Origin of the sequence: Halobellus limi (genome assembly GCF_004799685.1) — an archaeon.
Lineage (GTDB): Archaea > Halobacteriota > Halobacteria > Halobacteriales > Haloferacaceae > Haloquadratum > Haloquadratum limi.
The window spans coordinates 2,063,137-2,083,371 of record NZ_CP031311.1 but is presented as its reverse complement, the minus strand read 5'-3'; the positions used below and the strand labels follow the sequence as shown (position 1 = coordinate 2,083,371).

The following is a 20,235-nucleotide window of genomic DNA, read 5'->3' as shown; positions in this document are numbered from 1 at the left end:
GATCGGCTCAGGGCCGACGCGCGCCGAGTTCGACGACCGCTCGGGAGAGCACCTCGACGCCGTGGTCGATGCTCGCCTCGTCGACGTCGAAGGTGGCCGTGTGGTGGCCGCCGGGGTGGTCGGTGCCGACGCCGACGTACGCCGCGTACCCGCCGCGCTCCTGCACGCGCCGCATCAGGTACGTCGCGTCCTCGCTCCCGCCGAGGTGGTCCGATTCGAGCACCGACGTGACCCCGTCGGTGTCGCGGGCGACGGCCGCGACGACCTCGCGGAGTCCGTCGTCGCTCCGCGTCGACGGCGCGCGACCGGCGGTGGCGGTCTCGACGTCGCAGCCGTGCATCTCGGCCGCCGACCGGAGGACGCGGCGGGCCCGGTCGTCCATATACTCCATCAGCTCGGTGGTCTCGCCGCGGACCTCGCCCTCGATCGCGACGCGCTCGGCGACGACGTTCGTCGCGGTTCCCCCCTCGACGACGCCGACGTTGACGCGCGTCGCGCCGTCGCCGTGCCGCGGGATCCCGTAGAGGTTCTCGATCGCCGTCGCGACCGCCTGCATCGCGTTGTCGCCCTCTTCGGGGCGGGCCCCCGCGTGCGAGGGATTTCCGACGAACTCGGCCTCGAACTGCGAGACGGCCAGGAACCCGTCAACCCCGGCGACGATCTCGCCGGTCGGGTGGTCCAGACCGACGTGTACCGCGAGCAGGTAGTCGACGTCGTCGAGGTGGCCCGAATTCGCCATCGGTTCGCCTCCCACGATCCGCTCCTCGCCGGGCTGGAAGAACACCTTCAGCGTGCCGGCGAAGTCACTGTCGAGGACGGCGTCCAGAACGCCGATTCCGATCGTCGCGTGGGCATCGTGGCCGCAGGCGTGCATGTAGCCCTCGTTCTCCGAGCGGAAGCCCGCGGCCGCGGGGTGGTGCTCGTTCGCCGCCGACTCCTCGATGGGGAGCCCGTCGATGTCGACGCGGAGGGCGACCGTGGGGCCGTCGCCGCGTTCGGCGACCGCGACCGCGCCGGTGAGTCCCCCCGCGAGTCGCTCTAAGACGTCTCCTCGCGCCCCGGCGTCGCTGGCGCGATCGAGCCAGGCGTCGAGTTCGTCCTCGTCGGGAACGCCCACGCGGTCCCCCTCGGCGAGCGCCTCCGGTCCCACGTAGAGCGCGTCGAGGTCGCGTTCCTCCAGTTCCTCGACGATTCGCGCGGTGGTGTAGAACTCGCGCCAGGCGGGTTCGGGGTGGCGGTGCAGGTCGCGTCGGAGTTCGACGAGATCGGACGCGGTCATACCGTCTCCTGGGAGGGCGGACGGTAAAATCACGTCGGCAGCGGTTCCGTGGGCGCGGCCGTGCGGCCGACCCCCGCCCCGATCGCCTGACGGATCGGTTCGTTTATCCGGCACGCTTTCCACAACTCGGCCGATGAGTACCAGCACCGACGAATCGACGGCGCTCCGGTTCTATGGGGGGCGTGCCGCCAGTGCGATCCCCATCGCCTTCTTCATCCTCTGGGCGATCGTCCAGAGCGGACTGCTCGGCATCGGCGACACCAGCGGCCTCATCGTGGGGATCCTGGTCGGACTGATCGTCGGGATGTTCTTCGTCCGCGGCTCCTGGAAGACCTACGCCGACATCCTCTTCGACGGGATGACCCAGCGGGTCGCCGCGACCGCGATCGTCGCCTGGCTGTGGGCGGGGATGTTCGCCGAGACCATCCAGGTCGGCGGCTTCGTCGACGGCCTCGTCTGGGCCGCAGAAGCCGTCCGCGTCGGCGCGGCGCTGTTCCCCGCGATCACGTTCATCCTCGCGGCGCTCCTGGCGACGGGGATCGGGACCGGCTACGGGACCGCGATCGCGTTCACCGCCCTGGTGTTCCCCGCGGGCGTCGCGGTCGGCGCGAGCCCGATCCTCCTCTTCGGCGCGATCCTCTCGGGGGCGGTCTTCGGCGACAACCTCGCGCCCGTGAGCGACACGACGATCGTCTCCGCGGTGACGCAGGACGCCGACATCGGCGGCGTCGTCGCCTCGCGGTTCAAGTACGCGATCGTCGCGGCCGTCTTCGCGTTCGCGGCGTACCTGATCGTCGGCCAGACGATGCAGGGCACGTCCGTCGCCGCCGCCTCGACCGGCGGCGAGGGGACCGCGCTCGGATTGGTCCACCTCGCCTCGATCGCCGTCGTGATCGTGACCGCGGTCCGCGGCCGACACATCGTCGAGGCGATCTCGTGGGGCATCGTCCTCTCGGTGGTACTGAATCTCGTGCTCGGGCTCTCGGAGGCCTCGGCGATCCTCGCCTTCGAGGGGTCCCGCGAGTCCGCGCTCGTCCAGTCGATGGACGCGGTCCCGATCCTCGGCGCGCTGGTCGTCCCCGTCGATCCCGGCAGCGCGACGGTCTCGGGGAGCCTCTACACCGGCGCGGTGGGCTTCTTCCCGCTGATCGTCCTCGTGCTCCTGATCGTCGCGGCGGCACAGCTGATGCAGCGCGGCGGCGGCTTCGACGCGATCCAGGAGTTCCTGCTCGAACGCGTCGCGACCTCGGTCCGCCGCGCGGAGACGACGATGGTCCTCGGGACGGCGATCGTCAACGCGATGATCACGATCAACACCGCCGCCGAGATCGCCATCGCGCCGTACATCAAGACGCTCGGGCGTCGGTTCAACATCAACGGCTACCGGCGGGCGAACATCCTCGACGCCAACACGGCGGCGCTCGGCTACATCTTCCCGTGGGGCGGCGGCCTGCTCGCCGGCTACTCGGCGATGCAGCGGCTCCCCGAGCAGTACGAGTGGTTCACGCAGGCGATGGTCGTCAACCCCGCCTCGGTGTTCCCGTTCGTCTTCCACGGCTGGTTCCTCGTGGCGGTCTTCCTGCTTGCGGCGTGGACCGGCTACGGCCGCGAGTACGTCTCCGACCGCGCGAGCGAGGAGGTGAGCCGCGTATGAGCCGCCTCGACAAATTCCTGGCCGGCCTCCGCTTCCGCTCGTCGACGCCGTCCTTCGAGGTCGGCGACGAGGTCCCGGCGTTCGTCACCGGTCGAACCGACGACGGGTTGCTCGTCCGCGTCGGCGACACGGTCCTGGAGCTGCCCGATGCGGACCAGTCGCTCGTGGACGCGAAAGTCACGATCGAGATCGAGTCGTTCGACGAGTCGACGCACCGCGGGACCGCCCGCGTCGTCGAAGTGCTGCAAAACGAGGGCTGACCACGGGGCTCGATCCGTCGGCGCCGATCCCGGATTCGGATGCCTACGGCGTCGATCTCGATCCCACGCCTCGGCTGCGTCGGGCTCCGACCTGCGGTTCGGGTGTCGCCGACGACGATCCTTCGGTTCGGATATCGTCGACGACGATCCCGCGCTTCGGTCGCCGGTTCCGACGCGACGCTACTTCTGGAGGTGGCCGGCGGGCTTCTGCTGTTCGACCTCGATCTCGACGTGGAGGCTCTCGGGGAAGTCCATGTGACCGACTTCGCGAGCGATGTGGTCGTTGCCGTGGATCTCGAGTTGCCGCGAGTAGACGGTGTAATCCCACGCCGAGAACGCGTCGCCGGGCTGCAGCGACTTGTACTGCGGGACGGTGATTCGCTCGGGCGGGTCCGCGTGCGGGCCCTTGCACTCCGCGCCCTTGCGTTCGAGCATCGACTTGAGGTCTGAGACTTCCGATTCCAGTTCGTAGCGGTTCCCCGACTGGAAGCGGAGCTTCGTGACGAAGGTCATGGCTGGGATCTCGCTGGGTTAGGAGAGACGTCGGCACCGAGCGGTAAAAGTACATCCATCGGACGGTCGCTCCCGCCGGCGACGTCGCTGGCGAGCCGCCCGCTTCCGCGCCGGGCGACGACCGAGTGCACCGACTGGAGTCCCGCAGCTCCCGGAGCGGGCCGCGGGCCACTCCGAGGCCCCGTCACCTCACCTTCCTAGGGCACGCAATCTGGCGAACAGTCGGCACGCGCACGGGACGGCAGCCGGCTCCTCGCTGCACCGGCGGCCGCCACCGTCGTCCCCGCGTCGGCGTGCCGAGCAACCGCGACTCGACGCGGGGTGACTCCTACGTCACAGCACCCCTGGCCGCCCGATCGTATATGAAGTCGACCGTCGCCGCGGGCGTCCGACCGGTTCGCGGCCGCACCCGGGGTCGCCGCCTCCAACGTCCGATAGCCTCTTAACGTCCTGTCTGGTTTGTGTAGCTAATGACAGTGGAAGCGGTAAGCGCTGGAGCGATCCTCTTCCGCGACACCCGCGGCGAACGGGAGTATTTGCTCCTGAAGAGCCGACCGGGGGACTGGGAGTTCCCCAAAGGCGGGGTCGAGGGCGAAGAGGAGCTCCAGCAGACGGCGATTCGGGAAGTGAAAGAGGAGGCGGGGATCGAGGACTTCCGTCTCATCGACGGGTTCCGCGAGGAGTACGACTACGTCTTCGAGGCGAACGGCAAGACGATCCACAAGACCGTCCACCTGTTCATCGCGCGGTCGTTCGAGGCGAGCGCGGAGCTCTCGAACGAGCACCGCGACCTCCAGTGGCGGGACTACGAGCAGGCGCTCAACACCATCACGCAGGACGGCCCCCGCGAGATATTCGAGCGGGCCCACGAGTACCTGGATCAACTGGCCGCCGAGAACGGCGAGACCGAGGACGGGAAGTACCTCGCGTAGGCGGCGGAGTCGACACGCGTGTACCCCGGAGACGCCGAGTTCGGGTTCGAGCTGCTCGTCTGCCGGTGGGCGGAGACGTCGTGGCCGCCCGAGTCGGCCCGCGAGAGTCCCGTCCTCGTCTCGCGACAGCTCGGAACGCAGCAGCGCCGCTGGGACACCGTCGTCCTCGAGTGCGACCCCGAGGGTCTCGCGGCCCGCCGGCAGTTCGGCGGGCGCGAGCTCGATTCGGACCTCCTGCACGTCGTCCGCAACGCCCCCGAGGAGTGGGCGTGGTACCGGGACGCGCTCCCCGACCCGGGCTACCCGTGGCGGTACGTCCGCGCGGCCGTCCACCGGGCGGCCGACCGCGGCGTCGTCGAGAAGCGCCGGCGGGGAAACCGGATCGAGATCAGACGGATCGCGCCGTATCCGGACTGGCTCCGGCGGATCGTCGCCGTCGAGAACAAGCCCGACCTCGACGCGTCGGCGGCGCGGGCGCTCGCCGGACAGTTGGAACACGACGTCGAGACCGCCCTCGCCGACGAGGTGTGGGTGGCGACCGAGTCTACCGGGAGCCGCGTCGAGCCCGCGCTGCTGGAGGATCTTCCCGTCGACGTCGGAATTCTGACGCTGTCGATCGACGCCGACGGGACCGACGGACTCGACGACGAGCCGGTCGCGTCCGTCGAGTGGTACCCCAGCGAGGTGACGCCCGAAGGTGACGGGAACGACGACGAGCACCGGCGGCGACGGCTCGAACTCGCGGAGCGCGCCTACGGACGGGGGTGGCGCTCCTACCACGAGACGATGCGACCGGACTGCAGGCACTTCGAGCTCCGGCGGTTCGGGCGCGCGCTCCTCCCCCGCTGCGCCGCGAAGGACCGATCACAGACCGCGGCCGAGTGCGCCGGGTCGTGTCCGGAGTTCGAACCCGAACCGCCCGCCTGGCGGAGCCGCGGGTGGCCGATCGAGGGCGGGCCCGGAAAGGGAATCAAGCGGCTGCTTCGCCGCCGACGCGAGCGGGTCCGCGAGCGAGAGATCGAACGGGAGTGACGGCCCGACGCGCGGGAGTCCGGTCAGACACGAGGCGCGGAGTCGCGTCCGTACGGCTCCGCGGACCGACGGAATCGTACTGATTACTCTCGCTTTGTCCCGTCGAGCGTTGTCAACGGGGGTGGCGCTCGGCGGTAAGAGACAAGAGTAATCAGTATCAGTCCGTCACTTCGACGTCGATCTCCCCGCGCGGCGCGGCGAGGCGGAACGTCGGGACCGTCCGGTAGATCACTTCCACAGCCCCCTTCCGCCGGAGGCTCTGGAGCGCCTGGCGGACGTCCTCGACCGGCGGGTCCGCGTCGAAGGCGTCGCGGACCTTGTTGAGGACGCTCACGACGCTCTCGGATCGCTCGTCGTGACCCGCAAGGACCTCGAACACCTGCGCTTCGAGTTCCGGGACGCGGATCACCGACGGGACGCCGCCCTCCGCCTCCTCGCCCCCCTCGACGCCGGGATCGACGTCCACGAGGTCGGCCGCCTCGGCGGTCGCGCGGATGAGGCTGTTGTCGTCGCGGTAGTAGTAGTCCTTGAGTTCGCTTTCGAGGTACTGGTGGACCTCGCTCCCGGAATCCATTCCCCACTGGTCTTGAAGCTCCTTGTTCTTCGTCGGCTGGAGGCGGACGACGTCGGCGAGCCGTTCTTGGGCCTGCTCTGAGAGGGCTCGATTCTCTGTCACACCACCCCGTTCGTCCCGCGGTACTAAGACGTTTCAACATCCGCGTCGGAGAGGCGTCGAAATCCGTCCGCGTCAGGGGCGCGTCACCACACCGCCCTGTCGGATACGCGACCGGTCCGGCGGGCGCTCGATCCCGGTGTTTAAGTCGCTGAAGCGTCTTCCGTCGGGGTATAATGGAGTTCTGCGACGAATGCGGTTCGATGATGAAGACCGACGGCGACGTCTGGGTCTGCGGCAGTTGCGGCTACGAGAAGGCCCGCGACGCCGACAAGGAGGCCGATATGACCTCGACGGCGGAGCGCGAGGACAGCGAGGTCGTCGACATGTCCGACGTCGACGACGCCGAGATCGGGCCGACGACCACGGTGATCTGCCCCGAGTGCGGCCACGACCGCGCGCGGTACGAGATGAAGCAGATCCGATCGGCCGACGAGTCGGAGACCCGCTTTTTCACCTGCGTCGAGTGCGGCCACAAGTGGCGCGAGGACGATCACTGATCGGCCCTCGCCCCCCGCTGTCGCCGGCGGTTCGGCCGTCCCGACCTGCGGCTCCATCACTCGACTCGTAACGATTACTCTCGTCTCCGCCGCCCCGAATTAAGTCGGACGCGCCCGAACCCGCCTGCGTGACCGTTGATATCCCCCCGCCGGCGCTCGACCCCCCGGCGGGGTGGCGGCTGGTCTCCGAGGAGGTGACGACGCCGTTCGACGTCCGCGTCGTGACCGTCACCGCCCATACACGCATCTACGAGGACAGCGACCTCCGCGAGCGACTGGCCGCGGCGACGGGGGCCGAGACGACGTGGCGCTTCGTCTTCGCGAGCCGCCTCCGGATCTCGCCCGCGAAGTCGCCGTCGGGGCCGCTCACGCGACTCGTCACCGACCGCGCGACCGCCAGGTTCGTCGAAGTGCTCGGAGACCGGGGGTTCGAGTCGGTCGAACGGGCCGACACGCACCGGTTCGACCTCTCCGACGGCGACGCCGGCTCGGACGGTGAGGAGGGCGATAGGCCGACGGTGGAGGCGGTCCGGTTCCGCGCGGCGGTCCGCCTCGAAGACCGGTCGGTCCCCGTCGAGGCGTACTTCGCGGCGTGGCCGGCGGGGGACGGCGAGTTCCTCCTCGGCGGCGGGGCGTACCCCCTGTCGGTCCCCGACCCGGAGTCGTTGGATCCCGAACGCGCTCGCGACGAACTGTTCTCGATGCTACGGTCGATCCGGTAGGTCGAGGCCGACGATACGGTACGGATAGAAGAACAGAGAAACGCGCCGTGCGTCGACGACGGGACTACTCGTTTCGCGCGAACGTCAGATAGCCCGTGTGGCCGACGCCCGCGGTCGAAGGGCGGGAGCCGCGCTCGCCGAAGTCCATCTCCCGCTGGATCGTCTCGTAGGTCTCGACGTCGACGAGGCCGGCATCCCGGGCGGCCTCGACCGCCTCGCGGCTGTTCTCGACGAACGGCGAGTAGACGGCGACGCGGCCGCCGTCGGCGAGGAGGTCCGGGGCGCGCGCGACGATCTCGGGGGCGTCGCCGGTGTCGAGCGTGATCGCGTCGAACGGCCCGTCGTCGACGGCGGCGTCGAGTTCCGCCGAGAGGTCGCCCGCTCTGACCTCGACGCGGTCGTCGACGCCAGCGAGTCGCATGTTCTCCCGGGCGACCTCGGCGAAGTCGGGGTCGATCTCGTAGGAGACGACGTCGGCGTGCATCCGGCCGAGGTAGGCGGCGAGGACGCCCGTGCCGGTGCCGGCGTCGAGCACGCGGTCGCCCGCGGCGATCCCGGTGTGGCCGACGACGAGCCCGACGTCCCGCGGCATCATCGGCGCGCCCGTCCGCTCGAAGTGGTTGAACAAGTCCGGGCCGCGGAGCCGGCGGACGACGAAGGGCTCGCCCAGATGCGTCTCCAGGACGTCGCCTGGTTCGACGTTCTCGGGCACGTCTAAGACGCCGAGGTCGGTCTGTAGCTCGTCGCCCGGCGCGCGGAGGTACTCCCGGTCGTCGTGGACGAGGAGGTAGCTCACTCCAGTCGGGCGATCGCGGCCGCCAGGTCGCCGTCGGTCGCTTCGAGCGCCTCGCGCGCGGTCTCCGAGCCGACGCCGGCGCGCTGGGCGACGAGTTCGACGTCGTCCTCGGGGATCCCGGCGTCGCCACCGCTCTCGTCGCCGTCGCCGCGCTCGTCGCCGTCGAGTTCGGCCGTCGAGCCGGAACCGCCCGCCGTCGACTCCCGCGATTCGGGTTCGCCGACGACCTGGTAGGTCTGCTGTCCCTGGGCGTCCATCCGGGTCACCTGCGCGTCGGAGAAGACGAGGTCCTCCTCGCCCGTCTTGATCACGACCTCCTCGACGTCGAGTTCGGTGACGTCGATGCCCATCTGTTCCATCATCTGCTGCATCTTCCGCGGGTTCATACCGCCTCCGCCAAACATAGTTGCCCGATCCGAGGGGGCCGATAGCAAAAGCGTGGCGAACGCGCCTCGCGAAGGCGAGCGACGCGTGTCGACGCGGCCGTGGCGGTCGGACGCGGACGGCCGTCGCTGCGGCTCCGTGTGCGAAAGCCGTCGACCCGGCTAGCGCTCCGGCCGCCGCTGGAGGCCGGTCACTTCCTCGATCTCCATCTCGTAGCCGACGATCGAGAGCTGCCTGCGGCCGACGCCCGTGAGGTCCGGAGACCACGCGTTCTCGTCGAGCAGTTCGCCCACGTCTCCCCACTCCCCGGGCGTGAGCTCTCGGATCGGGCCGAACGCGAGGACGCTCTGCCAGTCGTGCTGGGATTCGATGTCGTAGACCGCCAGACACGCCCGCTCGGTCGCGTCGCTGTAGGCGACCTTCTGACTGTCGGATCTGAACTGCCAGTAGGAGAACACGGCACGGCCCCGCTCGTACCCGAACGAGATCGGGACGGCGTAGGCCCGACTGCCGTCGGCCAGTGAGAGCACGCCGGTTCCCTGCGCTTCGAGGAAGGCGTCGATCTCCGCGTCGGTCATCCGACCGCCGCGGACTCGTTCGGGGTCGACTTCTTCGGCCATGGATCGCCGTTCGTCGGCTTCCGTAATGGACCTGTTCCTTCCGTCGGTCTCCGGCGCTCCGGCCGAGCGCCCGACCGTCGGACAGGTTCAATACCGGTCGGACGTACACCATCGAGTATGTTCGACCCCGACGACCTCGCGAGGATCCGAGAGGCCAAACGCGAGTGGGAGGAAGAGACCCTCGCGTCGACGCTCGATCAGTTCGGGGAGCGCAAGGAGCGGTTCACCACCGACACGGGCGGCCAGGCGGTCGAGCGGCTCTACACGCCCGAGGACGTCACCGACCTCGATTACACGGAGGATCTGGGCTTCCCCGGCGAGGACCCCTACACGCGCGGGGTGTATCCCACGATGCACCGCGGGCGGCTCTGGACGATGCGGCAGTACGCGGGGATGGGGACCGCTCGGGAGACCAACGAGCGCTTCCGTTACCTCATCGACCAGGGCTCTTCGGGCCTGTCGATGGCGTTCGACCTCCCCACGCAGAAGGGCTACGACTCCGACGCGTCGATGGCGGCGGGCGAGGTCGGAAAGGCGGGCGTCGCCATCGACAGCCTCCGCGATATGGAGGTCGTCTTCAACGGGATTCCCCTCGACGAGGTGTCGACGTCGATGACGATCAACGCGCCCGCGGCGGTGCTGCTCGCGATGTACGTCGCGATCGGCGACCGACAGGGCGTCCCCCGCGAGCGGCTCCGCGGGACGATCCAGAACGACATCCTCAAGGAGTACATCGCCCGGAACCTCTACATCTACCCGCCGGAGCCGTCGATGCGGCTCATCACCGACGTCTTCGAGTTCTGCGCGGCCGAGGTCCCGAATTTCAACACCATCTCCATCTCGGGATACCACATCCGCGAGGCGGGCTCGACGGCGGCCCAGGAGGTCGCGTTCACGCTCGGCGACGGCATCGAGTACGTCGAAGCCGCGCTCGACGCCGGCCTCGACGTCGACGAGTTCGCGCCGCAACTCTCCTTCTTCTTCAACGCCCACAACAACGTCTTCGAGGAGGTCGCGAAGTTCCGCGCCGCCAGGCGGATGTGGGCGAAGATAATGGAAGAGCGCTTCGGCGCCGAATCGGAGAAGTCGAAGCAGCTGAAGTTCCACGCCCAGACGGGGGGTCGACGCTCACCGCCCAGCAGGTCGAGAACAACGTCGTCAGAGTCGCCTACCAGGCGCTCGCGGCCGTCCTCGGCGGCGCCCAGAGCCTCCACACCAACGGGAAGGACGAGGCGCTGTCGCTGCCGACAGAGCAGTCGGTGCGGACGGCGCTGCGGACCCAGCAGATCCTCGCGCACGAGTCGGGCGTCGCCGACACCATCGACCCGCTCGGTGGCAGTTACTACGTCGAGTCGCTCACCGACGACATCGAGGCGGAGGCGACGGAGATCCTCGGCGAGGTCGACGACCGCGGCGGGATGTTAGAGGCGGTCGAGTCCGGGTGGGTGAAGCGACAGATCCAGGACGTCGCCTTCGAGCGCCAGCGGGAGATCGAATCGGGCGAGCGCGTCGTCGTCGGCGTCAACGAGTACCAGGTCGACGAGGAGCCACGGGTCGAGATCGAGGAGGTCGACGAGGAAGACGAGAAGCGGCAGCGAGAGCGGCTTCGGGAGGTGAAAGACGAGCGCGACGACGAGGCGGTCGAGGCGTCGCTGGCGGCGATCCGGGAGGCCGCCGAGGGCGAGGCCAACCTCGTCCCGCCGATCGTCGACGCGGTGAAGGCGTACGCGACGGTGGGAGAGATTTCGGACGTGCTGCGCGAGGTCTTCGGGGAGTATCGGCCGCGGCAGTAGCGTGGGCGGTCTCGGACGACAGCCGCGGCGGCGCTCGAAACGCGGCGCAGCCGCGTACCGAGGTCGATACGGGACCACGTTTATCTCTCGCTCCCGCGACGATCCGGGTATGACGGTAGCTTTCGACCACCTGGGGGTCGCGACGACCGACGGGGCGGACCTCGCAGCGACGTTCGAGACGCTCTTCGACGCGCCCGTGGTTCACGAGGAGACCTTCGAGGGGATGGCGATCCGATTTCTCGACCTCGGCGGCGGCTACTTCGAACTGCTCGAACCGGCCGACGGCGGGGCGATCGCGCGCTTTCTCGACCGGCAGGGCCCCGGAGTTCACCACGTCGCGCTCCGGACCGACGACGTCGCGGCCGCTCTCGACCGGGCCCGGAACGCCGGCGTCGACCTCGTCGACGAGGAACCCAGGCCGGGCGCGTGGGGCCACGAGGTCGCCTTCCTGCACCCGAAGTCGACCGGCGGCGTCCTCGTCGAGTACGTCGAACACGCCGGCGAGGGGTGAACGACGCCCCGAGCGCCGCCGGGGCTGGGTCGATGCGATCGCTCCCGCGGAGGCGACAGCAGTACAGTTTAGGCCGCTGCCGTCGCCAACGTAAGTGAGATGCGCGATTGGCTCTCTCACCGCGCTCAGATCGATCCCGACGGCGAGGCGCTCGTCGTCGCCGCCACGGGCGACGTCTACACGTTCGGGAACCTCGACACGCTCGTCGACGACCTCGCCGGTCGGCTCGCCGCCGCGGGCGTCGAGCCCGGAACGCACCTCGGCGCGGTGCTGGACGCTCGACTCGAGTACGTCTGTCTCGTCCACGCGGCGATGCGGCTCGGCGTCACGCTCGTCCCGATGGGCGAGTCGCTCACCGCCCGGGAACTCGCCGGCCAGATCGACACCGCGGACGTGTCGACGGTCGTCTGCAGCGGCGAGACCGAGGCGACCGTCGTCGACGCCGTCGTGCGCGCGGCGGGGGGCGGCGAGACCGGGAACGCCGGGAGCGATGCAACGAACGCCGGGAGCGAGACGGAGCGCGCTGCGAACGATGCGGCGAACGACGGGACCGCGGCGGAGAGCACCGAACCCGGAGACGACGGCGAGGGGGACCACGGCGAGGGGAACACCGCTTCCGATTCCGAGATGGCGCGCGTGCTCACCGTCGACGAGCCGAGAACGGAGATCGCGGCGCCGCTCTCGGGCGTGGTCGCCGAGTCGGTCTCGCCCGCGGAGTGGTCCCTCGACGACCGGCAACTCGTGCTCTTCACCTCCGGGACGACGGGCGATCCGAAGGCGGTCCAACTGACGACTGGCAACCTGCTCGCGAGCGCGGTCGCCTCGGTGTTCCGGCTCGGCTTCGACCCGGACGACCGCTGGCTGGTGACGCTCTCGCTGCATCACATGGGCGGGATCGCGCCGATTCTCCGGATGCCGCTGTACGGGATGACGGTCGTCTTCCGCGAGGGGTTCGACGCGGGGGCGGCCGCCGACGACCTGGAGCGGTACGAGGCCACCGCCGTCTCGCTCGTCCCGACGATGCTCCGCCGGATGCTCGACCGCCGCGGGACGCTCTCGGAGTCGCTCCGCGTCGTCCTCCTCGGCGGCGCTCCCGCCCCGACGGACCTCATCGAGCGGTGCCGGAACTACTCGGTTCCGGTGTATCCGACCTACGGGATGACCGAGACCGCCTCCCAGATCGCCACCGCGCGCCCCCGGGAGGCGTTCGCGAACCCCGGTACCGTCGGCCGACCCCTCTTTCTGACCCGGGTGACCGTCGTCGACGAGGAGGGAACGCCGCTTCCGTCGGGCGAGTCGGGCGAACTCGTCGTCGACGGGCCGACCGTGACGCCCGGGTACTACGGCGACGCGGACGCGAACGCCGACTCGTTCGGTCCGTTCGGACTCCACACCGGCGACGCCGGCGTCCGCGACGACAGCGGCGCGCTCACGGTGTTGAACCGCGTGGACGACCGCATCGTCACCGGGGGGAGAACGTCGACCCCGGCGAGGTCGTCGACGTCCTCCGCTCTCATCCGGACGTTCGCGAGGCGGCCGTCGTGGGCGTTCCGGACGCGCAGTGGGGCGAGCGCGTCTCGGCGATGGTCGTCCCCGAGGAGGACGCGATCGACCGAGCGGATCTGATCGAGTTCGCCCGCGAACGGCTGGCCGGGTTCAAACTCCCCAAGACGCTCGCGGTCTCGGAGTCGCTGCCGCGGACGGTCTCCGGAACCGTCGACCGGGACGCGGTCCGAGAAGCGCTCTCGGACGCGGGGAAGCGGAGCGACGAGCTCGACGACGGAGCGCAGCGTGCTCCGGCGGAGACCACCGAGAGCCGCTCGGGCGGTGCCGAAGACGACGCCGTCGATTCGGGCGTGGCGGACTCCGGGGACCGAACGGACGACACGGCCGAGGTGAGCGACCCGGTCGATAGCGACGACAGCGCTCGGAACGAGCGCGGCGAAGGCGACGATGCGGAAGCTGATCGGAGCGAGGATAGCGAACGCGGCGAGAGCGGCGGTGGTGGTGAAGCCGGTGACCAAAGCGGCGGTGGTGGTGAAGCCGGCGATCAAAGCGACGGCGGTGATGAAGCCGGCGATCAAAGCGGCGGCGACGAAGAGCGCGACGCGGAGGACGTGGGCGAATCCGCTCCCGACATCGGAAGCGACGACGAGGCTGCGGACGAACCCGGCTCCGAACCCGACGAAGAAATCTAGAAACGAGTTTGAAGTTTTTCAAAGTTCCGAGAGTTATTTGCTCGTGGCACGTGAGCGTCCCGTATGGATCTTCTCGACGAATCCGTGGTGCCGGAGCACGCTCGCGAGGTCAAGCGCGAGGCGCGGGAGTTCGCCGACGAGTACATCCGACCGAACGCCGAGGAGTACTTCGACTCGGCGGAGTACCCCTGGGAGGTTCTGGAGGCGGGGATGGACGCCGGCCTGGTCGCTCAAGACATCGGCGAGGAGTACGGCGGGAAGGGATACGACCTCGAACAGATCCTCGCGATCAACGAGGAGTTCTACGCCGCCGACGCCGGCATCGCGCTGACGCTGATGCTGGCCTCGTTCGGGTGTGAGATCGTCGAAAAGTACGGTACCGAGGAACAGAAAGACGAGTACCTCCGGCCGGTCGCGGCGAACGAGCAGATCTCGGGACTCGCGGTCTCGGAACCGCAGACCGGTTCGGACATGGCCGGGATGACGACGACCGCCGAGCGGACCGACGACGGCTGGGTGCTCAACGGGGAGAAGTACTGGATCGGAAACGCCGTGGAGGCCGACTGGCTGACGGTGTACGCGAAGACCGGCGACGGCGACGACCGGTACTCGAACTACTCGATGTTCATCGTCGAGACCGACGCGCCGGGGTACGAGGCCGAACACATCCCCGAGAAGATCGGGATGCGCGCCTCCAAACAGGGGCACATAATCTTCGACGACTGCGAGATCCCCGAGGAGAACCTCGTCGGGACCGAGGGCGGCGGGTTCTACGTCCTCGCGGACTTCTTCAACCACGGCCGCGTCGTCGTGGGCGGGCACGGCGTCGGCCTCGCGGCGCGCGCCATCGAGGAGACCTGGGCGTTCGTCCACGACCGGGAGGCGTTCGGCCGCGACGTCGCCGACTTCCAGTCGACCCAGCACATCCTCGCGGATATGCGGATGGAGTTCGAGGCCGCCCGAGCGCTCAACTGGCGGGCGGCGCACAAAGTCGCAAACGGCGAAGACGCCGGGTTCTGGGCGGCCGCGACGAAGACGAAGTCCACCGAGACGGCGATGCACTGCGCCGAACGCGGGATGCAGCTCCACGGCGGCCGCTCGGTGCTCGAAGAGTACCCCATCTCCAGGGTCTACCGCGACGTCCGCATTCCCGTCATCTACGAGGGCGCAAACGAGATCCAGCGGAACCTCATCTACCGACAGGGCGGCGTGTGAACGGCGGTAACGGCGATCGGCTGTTCTCTCTTCTTCGACATCTTCCCGTTCAGCGACCGTCGACGTGTGTCCCTAACCCTGTAGGGTCGGTAGTGATTGGGATTTCGTCCATACCTTCGGGTACTGAACCACGATGTCCAAGAGCCAACCGACGCTGACCGAACTGACCGAGTACTGCGAGGAGTGCGGCACTCGGACGCCACACGAGGTTTCGATCGAACTCAAGACCGAGAGCAAGAAGGAGACGAACCGCGCGTTTTCGCGTGAACCCTACCGCGTGACGAAGTGTCGCGCCTGCGGCGACGAACGCGCCCAGCGGATGAACGACGCCTGAGCCGTCGGGCGAAGACCGCGACGTCCTCACCTCTCGTCGGCCGCCGCGTCGCGGTCGCGCTCCCCCGCTCGCCGCTCGTCCGACGATTCGGAGAAGAACGCCTCGATGAGTTTCCGCTCGCCCGAGCGGAGGTGCTCGTGGAACGTCGGCGCCGCGATCCCCAGCGAGGAGGCGACCTCCTCGGCCGTGCTCCCCCGCGGCCACTCGAAGTACCCCGAGGCGAGCGCCGTCTCCATCACGTCGCGCTGTCTGTCGGTCAGCTTCTCGTCGAGTTGCCGGCGGAACGACGAGGTCGACTGCACGGCGTCCTCGACCTCGCGTTTGGCCACCACCGAGGCGTCCGGAAACGAGGACTGGACGGCGTCGGTGAGTGCCCGCAAGTCCGATCCGGTCGGGACCCTGACGACGAGTCGACCCTCGCCGCGCGTGGCGACGAACGACTCGACGGTCGCGCCCAGTTCGACGAGGGTCACCACGGCCGACGCCGCGGTCAGTCGGAGTTCGAGCACCGCCTCCTCGTTCTCTTCGGTGACGATGCGGGCGTCCACGAGCGCCTCCAGCGGGGCGATCGCCGACAGCACCGCCGAGGGGTCGACGCCTTCGACGGCCACGTAACAGGAAACGACCCCGCCGTCGGCGAGTGCGGTCCCCTCCAGTCTGACGGTCGTCTCGAACTCCAGTGAGAGGTCGACGATCAGATCGCGGGTGTCGCCGTGCTCGAACTCCAGTTCGACCGCGGTGTCGCTGTAGAGCAACTGCTTCGACTCCGCGGCGTTGATCCCGTGACCGACCGTCTCGCCGACGTCTCGCAGCATCGAGCGCTCCTCGTCGGTCACGGTGCCGCGCACGTAGACGACCAACGCGCCGTAGACCGTCTCGCGGTACCCGATCGGGACCGCCACGATGCTCCGTTCGGCGTCCGACGGGTCGGCCTCCGTCAGCACCGCGCTGGCGTGGCTCGGCGATACGGTCGCGGTCACGACCGCGCCGGTTTCGACCGCCTCTCGCACGACGTCGGCGGGCGCCACCGGTGCGTCCTCGACCGTTTCCGGAGCCACGCCGTCTCCGACGGTCGAGTCAGTCTCGATCCCCTCGACGGGCGACGACCCGGACGCCTCGATCCCGAAGGGCGCGGCGACCGAATCCGACGCCGACTGGCACTCGACGGTGTCGGTCGCGCGGTTGTATCGGGCGACCCACGCGCCCTCGTACGGCGACGCCTCGAAGGTCGCACAGACGCTGTCTGCGATGTCCTCGCGGGTCGTCGCGTCGACCAGCGCGCGGTCGATCTCCCTGATGAAGTCGTTGATCCGCCGGATCCGATCCAGTTGGCGTTCGCGCTCGCGGATCTCCGATTCGCGCTCGTCTCTGAGCGCTCGGACTCGCTCCGTCAGATCGTCGAGGACGTCGGGGTTCCCCAGTTCGCCGACGTCCCGTTCGTCGAGGACCGTCTCCGTCGAAACCAGCGCGAAGTACTCCCTGATCCGGTCGTCGAACTCCGAGCGGACCAGCAGTTCCTCGACGGTCTCTCTGAGGTCGTCCTCGTCGACCGGCTTGACGAGGTACTCGTCGAACGGCATGTCGACGATGTCGGTGTCGGGTTCGACCGCGGTCATCATCGCGACGCGGCAGTCGTACCCCCGGGCGTCGATCTCGTCGAGGACCTCGTCGCCCGAGAGGTCCGGCATCCGACGGTCCAGGAGGACGACGTCGACGGCGTCGTCCATCTGATCGAGGGCGGACTCCCCGCCGTAGGCCACGCGAACCTCGTAGTCGTCGCGGAGCCAGTACCGGCAGGTGTCCGCGAGGTCTCTGTCGTCGTCGACGACGAGGACGACCGGGTCCGCTTCGGCGCTCTCCGGGTCGGAGGCCGCCGCCGCGTCGCCCGGCACTCCCTCAGATAGCATCACTGCGTATTGCGAGGGAACGATTCCATCGACAAATAGTTGCCCCTCACTCGGCCGATACGCCGCTCGGTCGACGCGGCCTAACGACGTAGGGTTCCGTGTTAGGGGTGTGGGACGCTTCGACACAGGTGGATATGACCGACCGATCCGTCACCGAGGTGGAGTCCCGTGCCTGAGTGCGAGAACTGCGGTTCGTTCGTCTCGCGCGACTACGTCCGCGTGTTCGCCCCCGACGGGTTCGAGAACGCGCGCGTGTGCCCCCGATGCGAGGACGCGATCCGCGAGGGAGCGGCCGTCCGCGACGCCCGGTCGCGACGCGTCTCCTCGTTGTAAGAATCCGGACAGGGGCCGTGGTTCGGGTCCCCGCTGGGTGCCCAGCACCGCCGCCGGACCGCCAACCTACAAGACGGTCCCGCTGGAGATGCCGGTATGCGACTGGAGGACTACTGGGGGGTGGGCCCGAAGACGAGCGAACGGCTCCGGGAGACGCTCGGCGTCGAGAGAGCCGTCGAGGCCATCGAGGGCGCTGACATCCGCGCGCTCGCCGACGCCGGCATCTCGCGGGGGCGCGCGGTTCGGATCCTCCGACGGGCCAACGGTGCGGCGGGCATCGAGACGCTCGGCACGCGCGACGCCCGCGACGTCTACGACGACCTGCTGACGCTCGCGAGCGAGCACGCGCTCACGGAGCACGCCGCCGATCGGATCCGGGTGCTGACCCCGCTCGCGGACGTCGACGAACGGGCGGCCCGACTCGACCGCGTGCTCGCGGCCCGCGACGCGTGGATCGACCTGGCTGCGGACGACCGCGAGGCGATCCGCTCGGCGTTCGACGCCTACGACGACGCCGGCGGCTCCGACCGCGTCGCGGTCGAGACGGCGCTGGCGCTCCGGGAGGCCGGCCTCCGCGGCGGCACGTTCGCCGCCCTGGACGACCTCGACGACGAGGCCCTTCGGGCCGCCGTGGACGCGCTCGGCACCGTCGACGAGGACGGCACCGTCGCGTCCGGCACCGATCAGGAACTCGATCGGCTCCGAGAGCGTCGGGACGCCGTCGCCGAACTGGAGTCGAGCGCGCTCGACGTCCTCGAATCCGTCCGCGAGCGCGGCGTCCGGAGCTTCGAGGAGTTCCGATCCGCCTTCGTCGAGTACGTCGCGAGCGAGGCGGACGTCAGACGGGGGCGCGTGCAGGCCGCCGTGGCCGAGGACGCCCGCGACGAGGCGGACTTCGCGTCGACCTCGTTGCGGACGCTCCTGTCGGAACTCGACGCGGAGGTCGAAGAACGCGAGGCGGCCGTCGCCGCCGAGTTGCGTGAGGACGTCGAGGCCGCGCGCGGGGACGTCGACGTCGCCGTCGACGCGGTCTCCGAGATCGCGTTCGACCTCTCGCTGGGTCGCTTCGCGGCCGCCCACGACCTGACGAGGCCGCGGCTCGTCGACGACGGACTCGCGGTGGCGGGCGCGCGGAACCTCACGCTCTCCGGAGACGTCCAGCCCGTGACGTACGGCGTCGGGACGCACGACGTCGACGGCGACCCGGAGCCGCCGTCGGGCGACCGCGTCGCCGTCCTCACGGGGGCGAACTCCGGCGGGAAGACGACGCTCCTCGAAACGCTCGCGCAGGTCGTCCTCCTCGCGTCGATGGGACTGCCCGTCCCGGCCGACCGCGCCGACGTCGGCCGCTTCGACACGATCGTCTTCCACCGCCGGCACGCCAGTTTCAACGCCGGCGTCCTCGAATCGACGCTGAAATCGATCGTGCCGCCGCTGTCGACAGGCGAACGGACGCTGATGCTCGTCGACGAGTTCGAGGCGATCACCGAACCCGGTCGGGCCGCGGACCTGCTGAACGGCCTCGTCGACCTGACCGTCGACCGCGACGCCCTCGGCGTCTACGTGACGCATCTGGCCGAGGATCTGAGTCCGTTGCCGCCGGAGGCGCGCATCGACGGCATCTTCGCGGAGGGGCTGACCGAAGAGTTGGAACTCCGCGTCGACTACCAGCCGCGGTTCGGCACGGTCGGGAAGTCGACGCCGGAGTTCATCGTCTCCCGACTCGTCGCGAACGCGCGGGACCGCGCTGAGCGGCGCGGGTTCGAGGCGCTGGCGTTCGCCGTCGGCGAGGAGGCGGTCCAGCGGACGCTCTCGGACGCCGAGTGGTCCGGCGAGTGAAGGACGAGGACGCACGCCGGTGGGGGTGTCGATCGACCCGCTGCCGTCGCGAGTGGCGAACAGTCGGCACCCGCTCGCGACGACGGCCGGGCGAAGCGGTCGTCGCGCTCGCTCCCGCGCCGACGTGCCGAGCAACCGCGACCCGACGCGGGGTGAATCCTACGTCACAGCCGCCCTGGCCGCCCGTTCGTATATAAACTCTCGTCGCCGAGAGCCGGCGCGGTCAGTCCGGCGTACCGATCGGGCGAACGCTTTTGCGACCTTCGGACGTACGAGCGACCGATGGGCATCCTCCCGTGGGGCCGCGACGGCGGTGAGAAGAGAGACGACAGCGACGTCGCGGAGGGAGACGACGGCGACGACGCCGGTTCGACTCCGAGCGAACGCCACCCCGACGCCACGCTGGTCTGTGAGTTCCAGGACGGGACCCTGATAGTCTACGCGGACCGCGTCCGCATCGAGCGCGTCGCTCGCTCGCGGTTCGACGACAAGACGATCCCGGCCGACGAGATCAGCGGCGTCGATTTCGCAAAGGGCGTCACGATCGGCTACCTCCAGATCGAGCAGGTCGGCGTTCCGGTCGACAGCGGCGGGCTGCTCAGCGATCCGGTGAACGCGAACACCGTACACTTCGGGCGCGGCGGTCGCGACTGCGCCGGCGACGCGCGGACGGAAATCCTGTCGATCGCCCGCGGCTGATCGGCGGTCGCGGGGGGCCGCCCGGTGGGCAGCCGCGCCCG

The 20,235-nt window shown here is 69.5% G+C and carries 19 protein-coding genes and 2 pseudogenes; 14 read left to right on the top strand and 7 right to left on the bottom strand.

Features of this window, described 5'->3' with window-relative positions:
- Nucleotides 1-7: 7 nt before the first annotated feature.
- On the bottom strand, nt 8-1,279 hold the full coding sequence (locus DV707_RS10195; RefSeq protein ID WP_103991802.1) for an amidohydrolase: 1,272 nt from the start codon (nt 1,277-1,279) through the stop codon (nt 8-10).
- 133 nt (nt 1,280-1,412) lie between these two features.
- Between DV707_RS10195 and DV707_RS10190 the strand changes: the two genes are divergently transcribed.
- The gene (locus DV707_RS10190) at nt 1,413-2,933 is read left to right on the top strand and encodes a Na+/H+ antiporter NhaC family protein (protein WP_103991803.1); all 1,521 of its coding nucleotides are present in this window, start codon (nt 1,413-1,415) and stop codon (nt 2,931-2,933) included.
- On the top strand, nt 2,930-3,193 hold the full coding sequence (locus DV707_RS10185; RefSeq protein WP_103991804.1) for a DUF7513 family protein: 264 nt from the start codon (nt 2,930-2,932) through the stop codon (nt 3,191-3,193). The genes DV707_RS10190 and DV707_RS10185 overlap by 4 nt, the downstream gene beginning before the upstream one ends.
- Before the next feature lie 180 nt (nt 3,194-3,373).
- Here DV707_RS10185 and DV707_RS10180 read toward each other — a convergent pair whose 3' ends face one another.
- The gene (locus DV707_RS10180) at nt 3,374-3,706 is read right to left on the bottom strand and encodes an uS10/mL48 family ribosomal protein (RefSeq protein WP_103991805.1); all 333 of its coding nucleotides are present in this window, start codon (nt 3,704-3,706) and stop codon (nt 3,374-3,376) included.
- A gap of 470 nt (nt 3,707-4,176) precedes the next feature.
- Between DV707_RS10180 and DV707_RS10175 the strand changes: the two genes are divergently transcribed.
- Both DV707_RS10175 and DV707_RS10170 read left to right on the top strand, forming a co-directional pair.
- Nucleotides 4,177-4,638 carry a bis(5'-nucleosyl)-tetraphosphatase gene (locus tag DV707_RS10175; RefSeq protein WP_103991806.1) on the top strand — a complete coding sequence of 154 codons (462 nt, stop codon included), beginning with the start codon at nt 4,177-4,179 and terminating at the stop codon, nt 4,636-4,638.
- 18 nt (nt 4,639-4,656) lie between these two features.
- Nucleotides 4,657-5,670: a DUF5787 family protein gene (locus DV707_RS10170; RefSeq protein ID WP_103991807.1), complete on the top strand. Its 1,014-nt coding sequence runs from the start codon at nt 4,657-4,659 to the stop codon at nt 5,668-5,670.
- Nucleotides 5,671-5,827: 157 nt separating this feature from the next.
- Here DV707_RS10170 and DV707_RS10165 read toward each other — a convergent pair whose 3' ends face one another.
- Nucleotides 5,828-6,346: a DUF5797 family protein gene (locus DV707_RS10165; RefSeq protein ID WP_103991808.1), complete on the bottom strand. Its 519-nt coding sequence runs from the start codon at nt 6,344-6,346 to the stop codon at nt 5,828-5,830.
- A 173-nt stretch (nt 6,347-6,519) separates the two neighbouring features.
- Between DV707_RS10165 and DV707_RS10160 the strand changes: the two genes are divergently transcribed.
- Nucleotides 6,520-6,843, top strand: coding sequence for a transcription factor S (locus DV707_RS10160; protein WP_103991809.1), 324 nt, complete (start codon nt 6,520-6,522; stop codon nt 6,841-6,843).
- A gap of 128 nt (nt 6,844-6,971) precedes the next feature.
- Nucleotides 6,972-7,565: a hypothetical protein gene (locus DV707_RS10155; protein WP_103991810.1), complete on the top strand. Its 594-nt coding sequence runs from the start codon at nt 6,972-6,974 to the stop codon at nt 7,563-7,565.
- Nucleotides 7,566-7,629: 64 nt separating this feature from the next.
- On the opposite strand, the gene DV707_RS10150 is transcribed toward DV707_RS10155, so the two are convergent.
- From DV707_RS10150 to DV707_RS10140, 3 genes are all read right to left on the bottom strand, one after another.
- Nucleotides 7,630-8,361 (bottom strand): tRNA (adenine-N1)-methyltransferase, encoded by a 732-nt coding sequence (locus tag DV707_RS10150; RefSeq protein WP_103991811.1) that lies wholly within the window; start codon nt 8,359-8,361, stop codon nt 7,630-7,632.
- A complete protein-coding gene (locus DV707_RS10145; RefSeq protein ID WP_103991812.1) occupies nt 8,358-8,765 on the bottom strand; it encodes a nascent polypeptide-associated complex protein in 408 nt (135 codons plus the stop codon). Before DV707_RS10145 ends, DV707_RS10150 begins: the two co-directional genes overlap by 4 nt.
- Nucleotides 8,766-8,906: 141 nt before the next feature.
- Nucleotides 8,907-9,365, bottom strand: coding sequence for a pyridoxamine 5'-phosphate oxidase family protein (locus DV707_RS10140; RefSeq protein WP_103991813.1), 459 nt, complete (start codon nt 9,363-9,365; stop codon nt 8,907-8,909).
- 117 nt (nt 9,366-9,482) lie between these two features.
- On the opposite strand from DV707_RS10140, the pseudogene DV707_RS10135 reads away from it, so the two are divergent.
- From DV707_RS10135 to DV707_RS10110, 5 genes and pseudogenes are all read left to right on the top strand, one after another.
- A pseudogene (locus DV707_RS10135) lies at nt 9,483-11,158 on the top strand (acyl-CoA mutase large subunit family protein).
- Nucleotides 11,159-11,267: 109 nt separating this feature from the next.
- Nucleotides 11,268-11,669 (top strand): methylmalonyl-CoA epimerase, encoded by a 402-nt coding sequence (mce, locus tag DV707_RS10130; protein ID WP_103991815.1) that lies wholly within the window; start codon nt 11,268-11,270, stop codon nt 11,667-11,669.
- Nucleotides 11,670-11,768: 99 nt separating this feature from the next.
- A pseudogene (locus DV707_RS10125) lies at nt 11,769-13,867 on the top strand (AMP-binding protein).
- 63 nt (nt 13,868-13,930) lie between these two features.
- Nucleotides 13,931-15,082: an acyl-CoA dehydrogenase family protein gene (locus tag DV707_RS10115; RefSeq protein WP_103991817.1), complete on the top strand. Its 1,152-nt coding sequence runs from the start codon at nt 13,931-13,933 to the stop codon at nt 15,080-15,082.
- A gap of 133 nt (nt 15,083-15,215) precedes the next feature.
- Nucleotides 15,216-15,416: a DUF7835 family putative zinc beta-ribbon protein gene (locus DV707_RS10110; protein ID WP_103991818.1), complete on the top strand. Its 201-nt coding sequence runs from the start codon at nt 15,216-15,218 to the stop codon at nt 15,414-15,416.
- A 26-nt stretch (nt 15,417-15,442) separates the two neighbouring features.
- On the opposite strand, the gene DV707_RS10105 is transcribed toward DV707_RS10110, so the two are convergent.
- Entirely contained in the window at nt 15,443-17,323 is a 1,881-nt protein-coding gene (locus tag DV707_RS10105; protein WP_103991819.1) for a bacterio-opsin activator domain-containing protein, read from the bottom strand.
- A 168-nt stretch (nt 17,324-17,491) separates the two neighbouring features.
- On the opposite strand from DV707_RS10105, the gene DV707_RS18625 reads away from it, so the two are divergent.
- The 3 genes from DV707_RS18625 to DV707_RS10095 all read left to right on the top strand — a co-directional run bounded on the left by DV707_RS18625 (nt 17,492) and on the right by DV707_RS10095 (nt 20,194).
- A complete protein-coding gene (locus tag DV707_RS18625) occupies nt 17,492-17,656 on the top strand; it encodes a DUF7563 family protein (RefSeq protein ID WP_170216833.1) in 165 nt (54 codons plus the stop codon).
- Nucleotides 17,657-17,752: 96 nt separating this feature from the next.
- Nucleotides 17,753-19,495, top strand: coding sequence for a MutS-related protein (locus DV707_RS10100; protein ID WP_103991820.1), 1,743 nt, complete (start codon nt 17,753-17,755; stop codon nt 19,493-19,495).
- Nucleotides 19,496-19,777: 282 nt separating this feature from the next.
- Complete coding sequence (locus DV707_RS10095; protein WP_103991821.1) at nt 19,778-20,194, top strand: hypothetical protein; 417 nt, start codon at nt 19,778-19,780, stop codon at nt 20,192-20,194.
- Nucleotides 20,195-20,235 lie beyond the last annotated feature (41 nt).